Source organism: Oleiphilus sp. HI0067 (assembly GCF_001635735.1).
In genome coordinates, this window is record NZ_LWFI01000263.1 from 1 (window position 1) to 819 (window position 819).

Consider the following 819-nt stretch of genomic DNA (forward strand, 5'->3'; position numbering starts at 1 on the left):
GAAGTATCAACAAAACATCCTCATTCTCTCGATTTCCATAACCATAAAACAAAAATGCCAGAACAAAGTCTGGCATTTTTTATTATGAGGTCAGTTAGCCACCGAAATCGTCTAACATGATATTTTCATCTTCGACCCCGAGATTTTTCAACATCTCGATAACCGCAGCGTTCATCATTGGAGGCCCACACATGTAGAACTCGCAATCTTCGGGCGCTGGGTGGTCTTTCAAGTAGTTCTCAAGAAGAACATTATGAATAAAGCCTGTGTAGCCTTCCCAATTGTCCTCTGGCTGAGGATCAGAAAGTGCCACATGCCATTCAAAGTTGTCATTCTCTGCAGCAAGCGCATCATATTCATCTTGATAGAACATCTCGCGCAATGAACGAGCACCATACCAGAACGACATCTTACGTTTAGAGCCGATACGTTTGAGCTGATCAAAAATATGCGAACGCATTGGCGCCATACCAGCACCACCACCAACGAATACCATTTCAGCTTCGGTTTCTTTCGCAAAGAACTCACCAAATGGACCGTATACAGTTACTTTATCTCCCGGCTTCAAGTCGAAGACCCAAGAAGACATTTGTCCTGGTGGATGATCAGTTCCCGGAGGTGGAGAAGCGATACGAATGTTGAATTTAACAACACCCTTCTCTTCCGGATAGTTCGCCATCGAATAAGCACGGATAACGGTTTCATCAACTTTTGACTTATATTGCCAAACGTCAAATTTATCCCAATCACCGCGATATTCTTCTTCAATATCAAAGTTTTTGTAGTCAACTTCGTGTGGAGGACATTCAAGCTGAACAT

General features: G+C 43.0%; 1 protein-coding gene. It reads right to left on the bottom strand.

Annotation, left to right across the window (positions count from 1 at the left end):
- Window positions 1–94: 94 nt before the first annotated feature.
- Window positions 95–819 (bottom strand): NADH:ubiquinone reductase (Na(+)-transporting) subunit F (gene nqrF / locus A3739_RS03355; RefSeq protein ID WP_068500309.1); only part of this gene is annotated, 725 nt, incomplete at its 5' end.